At 71.5% G+C, this 5,562-nt stretch carries 4 protein-coding genes and 2 pseudogenes; 3 read left to right on the forward strand and 3 right to left on the reverse strand.

The features are described 5' to 3' along the window. Positions 1-70: 70 nt before the first annotated feature. The gene (locus ACNAW0_RS29790; protein WP_416291377.1) at positions 71-931 is read left to right on the forward strand and encodes a reverse transcriptase domain-containing protein; all 861 of its coding nucleotides are present in this window, start codon (positions 71-73) and stop codon (positions 929-931) included. Positions 932-1,264: 333 nt separating this feature from the next. Here the strand turns inward: ACNAW0_RS29790 and ACNAW0_RS29795 are convergent. Continuing rightward, positions 1,265-2,806 (reverse strand): annotated as a pseudogene (locus tag ACNAW0_RS29795) (zinc ribbon domain-containing protein); the annotation flags it as partial. After that, positions 2,785-3,396 (reverse strand): IS607 family transposase, encoded by a 612-nt coding sequence (locus ACNAW0_RS29800; protein ID WP_416291374.1) that lies wholly within the window; start codon positions 3,394-3,396, stop codon positions 2,785-2,787. The pseudogene ACNAW0_RS29795 and the gene ACNAW0_RS29800, both read right to left, overlap by 22 nt. Before the next feature lie 46 nt (positions 3,397-3,442). Between ACNAW0_RS29800 and ACNAW0_RS29805 the strand changes: the two are divergent. Beyond that, positions 3,443-4,249, forward strand: a pseudogene (locus ACNAW0_RS29805) (type VII secretion protein EccB); the annotation flags it as partial. Positions 4,250-4,313: 64 nt separating this feature from the next. Here the strand turns inward: ACNAW0_RS29805 and ACNAW0_RS29810 are convergent. Continuing rightward, on the reverse strand, positions 4,314-4,919 hold the full coding sequence (locus ACNAW0_RS29810; protein WP_416291375.1) for a class I SAM-dependent methyltransferase: 606 nt from the start codon (positions 4,917-4,919) through the stop codon (positions 4,314-4,316). 63 nt (positions 4,920-4,982) lie between these two features. On the opposite strand from ACNAW0_RS29810, the gene ACNAW0_RS29815 reads away from it, so the two are divergent. Further along, a complete protein-coding gene (locus ACNAW0_RS29815) occupies positions 4,983-5,480 on the forward strand; it encodes a GNAT family N-acetyltransferase (protein WP_416291376.1) in 498 nt (165 codons plus the stop codon). Positions 5,481-5,562: the final 82 nt, after the last annotated feature.

Raw genomic sequence — 5,562 nt, forward strand, 5'->3', positions numbered from 1 at the left:
GCCGGGACGTGGTCCGCACGATGCGTTGGACGCCCTCGCGGTCGGGATCGAGCGGAGGAAGGTGAACTGGGTGCTCGACGCGGATATCCGCGACTTCTTCGGCCAGCTTGATCGGGTTTGGCTGCGGAAGTTTCTGGAGCACCGGATCGCGGACAAGCGGGTCCTGCGGCTGGTCGACAAGTGGCTGGCCGCGGGAGTGATCGAGAACGGGAGTTGGTCGGCGACGGAGCAAGGGTCACCGCAGGGGGCATCGGCATCACCGCTGCTCGCTAACGTGTACCTGCATCACGTCCTCGACCTGTGGGTCGACTGGTGGAGACGCCGCCACGCGCACGGCGATGTGATCATCGTGCGGTTCGCGGACGACTTCATCGTCGGGTTCGAGCATGAACAGGATGCGCGGCGGTTCCTGACCGAGCTTCGCGAGCGGTTCGCGCGGTTCGGGCTGGAGCTTCACCCGGACAAGACCCGGCTGATCGAGTTCGGCCGGCACGCCGTTGGACGACGACGTAAGCGGGGTCTGGGCAAGCCGGAGACCTTCGACTTCCTCGGCTTCACGCACATCTGCGCGGTGTCCGAGAGCGGGCGGTTCTGGCTCAAGCGCATCACGGTCTCGAAACGGATGCGGGCGAAGCTGAAGATGGTCAACGAGCAGCTCAAGCGTCGCCGGCATCAGCCCATCCCGGTGCAGGGGCAGTGGCTGGCCAGCGTGGTGCGAGGCCACGCGGCCTACTATGCAGTGCCCGGCAACACCGACGCGGTGTCGACCTTCCAATACCAGGTGACCCGACACTGGTTCAAGGCGTTGCGGCGTCGTAGCCAGCGCACACGGATGACCTGGGCGCGGATGGGCCGGATCGCGGCTCGATGGATACCCAAGGTTCGCACGATGCATCCCTTCCCGGCGGCGCGCTTCGCTGCCAGGACCTGAGGCAGGAGCCCCGTGCGGTAGTTCCGCATGCGGGGATCTGTGCGGGGGGCCGCCCGTGAGGGCGGTCCCTACCGCGACTCCCTCCGGACGCTTGCCCGCTCGGCTGTGGGGCCGGGTGGGGGAGGGTGCCCTGCGTCGCCTGGGCGCGGGGCGTGAGGTCTGGGGCCGGGTGGGGCTGGTCTTCGACCGGTCCCACCGGCTGGCCTTGCAGGTGGCAGGGGTGACGACGGCGGTGGCTTCGAGCGTGCCCACAACCGAACGGATCATCATGGCGCCGGTGGTGCGGTCGGTGACGGTCTTAGTCTGGTGGGTGAGGCCGCGGGCGGCGATGCGGCGCCATGCTCCGTTGTCGCGGTCGCCTTGCCATCGGCAGGACTGGTTGGGGCAGATGGCCCATTTCCAGCCCGCCTCGGTCGGCCGGTCGGGGGCCTTGCGGTGCCGCAGCGGGGTCAAACATTGCGGACAGTGTTTGGAAGTGTTCCGGGCGGGGACGGGGACCACGGCGATACCAGTCTCGGCGGCGAGGTGCCGCATCCGGTCGACGATCTTTCCGCGTACCTGCTGCGACAGGCGCGTGTTCAGGGTGACGCCCATGCCCTTGGCTTCCATCGACCGCAGGTCTTCCACATAGATCACCGTCGCAGCGGCGGCGATCGCCTGGTCCACAGCCCAGCGGGCGGCAGCCCACGCGAGCGCGTCGTTCAAGTTCTGGCGGCGGGCGGACACATGCTGGATCTCGTCGCGCAGCAGTTCGTGTTTCGCGATCAGGTGCTCGTCGGGGCGGCCGTCGATCAGCCGCACGTACTGGTCGGCCTTGGCGTGCAGTCGCTCTGACAGGCGCCGCAGCCGGTGCTGCTTGGCGAGGACACCGGCGGCCCGGAACTGAGCACCAGCCCCGAGGGAGGTGATCCGGCCGTCCTTCTGCAGTTGCAAGGCTCCCGCGCTGAGGAGGGTGTTGAGGCCCCAGTCCACGCCGAGCGCCACCGTGTGACCGGTGCGCCGGGCCTTCGGCACCGGGTGCGTGTACGCGACATCGGCGCGCACCTGCCGTCCGGTCATCCGGAGGGTGGGCAGGTGCACCACCGCGCCCGCAGGGACCGTGGGCGGCAACGTGATCGGACAGGCGACCCACGTCCAGTCCCGGTACGCTCGCGGATCCGGTCGGGTGGGCAGCTGTAGGCGCAGCAGTGCCCTGGCCGGGTCGGTGTCGCTGCGTTCGATGGTGGCCTGCTGCCGGTCACACGCCGCCAGCAGCAGCATCCGCGGGACCTTCGGGGTGCCTTCGAGCTCAAACACGTCCACCGGCAGCCGACCGTTAGCGTTGCCGAACGTGGCGGCCTGCCTGGTGCGGCCCTTGATGACGCTCGACGGCAGATGCTCCCCGCCAGGGATTGCCGTGCGTACCTGCTCCCACTCCTGCGGGGTGCGCTTGCCTGGATCTGCTGGCCAGGTGGACAGGACCGCGGCGGTCAGGTCAGCACGCCACTTCACCGACCGCAGCGCGCGCCCCGCCTGCTCCTGAGCCATACGCACGATCCGGTCATTAACCTTCACACTCGCAGGCGGGGTGGCGGTCCAGCCCAGGCGCCGCAGCGCCATCCACGCGTTCGACGGCAGCCTGCGGCCACCAGCGTCCATGCCGGAGGCGAGCACATCAACATCGCCCGCGGTCCAACGCTCAACCAGCAGCACAGAGACCATCCCCGCCACCAGATCAGCGCACCAGCCCACACGTTCCGCGAGCACGGCCGGGGAGAGGATCTCGTCGGACTTCTCGTCGACCCCTGTCCGCAGCAGGGCGGGGGCACACGCGGTGCGTGAGGTCTCGCCTTCAGGCAGGGGAAGCTTCCGGCTCACCGGCCACCAGCCTGGCATTGCCCGGACTCGGCCAGCAGGCGGCGCCGGTTCTCTGCCGACCGCATCCCATACAAGCGCCCGGCGAGCGTCGTCACGAGGGAAACGAAGTCTTCCAGGAGTTCCCGCCCGCCGCACTTTGTCGAGTGCAGCACGTCGAGGGTGGCCCCGTGGACGGCGAGCAGCTGCTTGAGCCAGCCGACACCGAACCGGGCCAGCCGGTCCTCATGCGTGACACGCACCACGGTGACACTTCCGTCGGCGACGGCTCGCAGCAGCGCGTTGAGGCCGGGCCGGTCCTCCCGCAGACCCGAGGACCGGTCACGGAACACCTTCACGATCTCACCGGCGGCGGTTGCCCGAAGCTCGCGCTCCTGAGCTTCCAGCGAGGACTCCTGCCCGCTGGAGCCGGACACACGCACGTACAGGCCCTCCAAACGAACACGCACACCACCGCCGGAGACCTTCATCGCCTCGACATCAACCGAGGAAAACCGCCGCTCACGGCCCACCCACGTCACCGGAATCTTCCCCGAATCAGCCCACAAACGAAGCGTCACCGGGTGAACACCCAAACGTTGCGCAGCCTTCGCCAGTCGAAGAAGTTCCACCCGGACATGTTATGTCCATTGAGGATTCATAACCAAATTCGTGAGCCTGCACCTGCTCTGGCGCGGCCGGCGCTACCTGCTCCGCGATCCCGACCGGGTGCTCGCCGCGCTGGCCGCCACGCGGGCCCGGGCGGTGCCGGTGGCCCCGGCGCTGCTCAACACCGTGCCGGCCGGCGCCGACCTGGCCCTGCCCCCGGTACGCCATCTCGGCGAACCCTCCGACCAGGTCACCGGCGCCACCGTCGGCGACGTCTACCTGGTCCGCAACTCCGGCGGTGGCCGCCAGTACGCGGTGGCCGAGCGGGACGGCCTGGCCGGCATCACCGAACTCCAGGCGGCGCTGCTGCTCGCCCGTACCGGACAGGGCGACCCGAAGCCGGTCACCCTCGGGCGCTTCGCCGCCCTGCCCAAGCTTCCCGACCGGACGCCTACCGGGCCGGCCGCCCCGCCGGCCGTGCCGCCCCGGCTGGCCACCGTGGACGGCGGCGCGCTCTGCGTCCGGGTCGGCGACGACACCGGCGTACCCGACGTCCGGATGGGCGTCCGGCCGCCGGACCTTTCCGCCGCGGCGCGGCCGGCGGCCGGCCGGGGCGGGCTCGTCGACCAGGTGGTGGTCGAACCGGGGCGGGGCGCGGTGGTCGAGGCCGTGCCGGCGCCCGGCGCCTCCGGGGGCGCGATCTGCGTCGTCACCGACCTCGGCTGGCGGTACGTGCTCACCGGCCCCGACGTGCTCGGCATGCTCGGCTACGCCGGCGTCCGCCCGGTGCGGCTGCCGGCGAGCCTGGTCAGCCTGGTTCCGGCCGGCAGCCCGCTCGATCCGGCCGCCGCCCGGACGGTCGCCGCCCCGGCCTGAACCTGTTCTCGAACCTGTTCTCGATCCGGAAGCGGACGCCGGCCGGCAGGCCGGGGCGTGCAGATCAGTTGACGGGTTTGCGCAGTACCGTCACCGCGAAGTCGGCGTCGTCCCGCCACGGGCGCAGGTCCCAGGTGGCGAAGCGGTGCTCCAGGCGGAACCCCGCCGCCACCGCGTCGGCGTCGAACTCGGTGAGCGGGTAGCCCCGGTCGGTGCCGAAGCCGACCACCAGGATCCCGTCCGGGCGGAGGTGCGCGGCGATCCGGGCCAGCACCGCCCGTTCGGTGTTCGGGGCGACGAACGTCAGCACGTTGCCGGCGCACACGGCGGCGTCGAACGGCTCCGGCTCGCCCTGGGCGGCCAGGTCCAGCTCGGCCAGGTCGGCGACCAGCCAGCGCGGACCGGGGTGGTCGGCGCCGGCGGCCTCGATCAGGGCCGGATCGGCGTCCACCCCGACCACGCGGTGGCCGCGGGCGGCGAGTTCGGCACCGATCCGGCCGGTGCCGCTGCCGGCGTCCAGGATCCGGGCGCCCGGCGGAACCAGCGCGTCCAGCAACCGCGCCTCGCCGGCCAGGTCCGCCCCCTCGGCGGCGAGACGTCGGAACCGGTCAATGTACCACTGCGAGTGCCCCGGCTTGGTGTCGGTCACCCAACGGGTCGGCTTACCCATTCCGCCACCGTAATCGGAGCTCTACCGTTCGGTCCGACCGGGTGGGCCGGTACCCTGCGGCCCATGGGGGGCGTACGGGTTCGGGCCATGCGTCCCGGGGACGCGGAGCGGGTGCTGGCCATCTACCAGCAGGGCCTCGACGGCGGCGACGCCAGCTTCGAGACGGCCGCGCCGGCGTGGTCCGCGTTCGACGCGGCGAGGCTGCCCGCGCATCGTTTCGTGGCGGTGGACGCCCTCGACCGGGTACTCGGCTGGGTCGCCGTGTCGCCGACCTCGACCCGGGCGGTCTACGCCGGGGTGGTCGAGCACTCGGTCTACGTCGACCCCGAGGCGCGGGGGCGGGGCCTGGGCCGTCTGCTGCTCGGCGCGTTGGTCGCCTCGACCGACGCGGTCGGCGTCTGGACCATCCAGTCTGGGATCTTCCCGGAGAACACCGCCAGCCTGGCCCTGCACGCCCGGGCCGGGTTCCGGGTCATCGGCGTCCGCGAGCGGGTCGCCCGGCAGCACGATCGCTGGCGGGATGTCGTCCTCCTCGAACGGCGCAGCCCGGTCGTCGGCTGACGGCACGGGTGGCAGGTCCCTGACGCGCCCGCGCTGGTGGCCGAGCACCACCGGGCGCACCCGCCGGCACGGTCCCGGCTGC

It is taken from the genome of Micromonospora sp. SL1-18, from assembly GCF_047921505.1.
Classification (GTDB): domain Bacteria; phylum Actinomycetota; class Actinomycetes; order Mycobacteriales; family Micromonosporaceae; genus Micromonospora.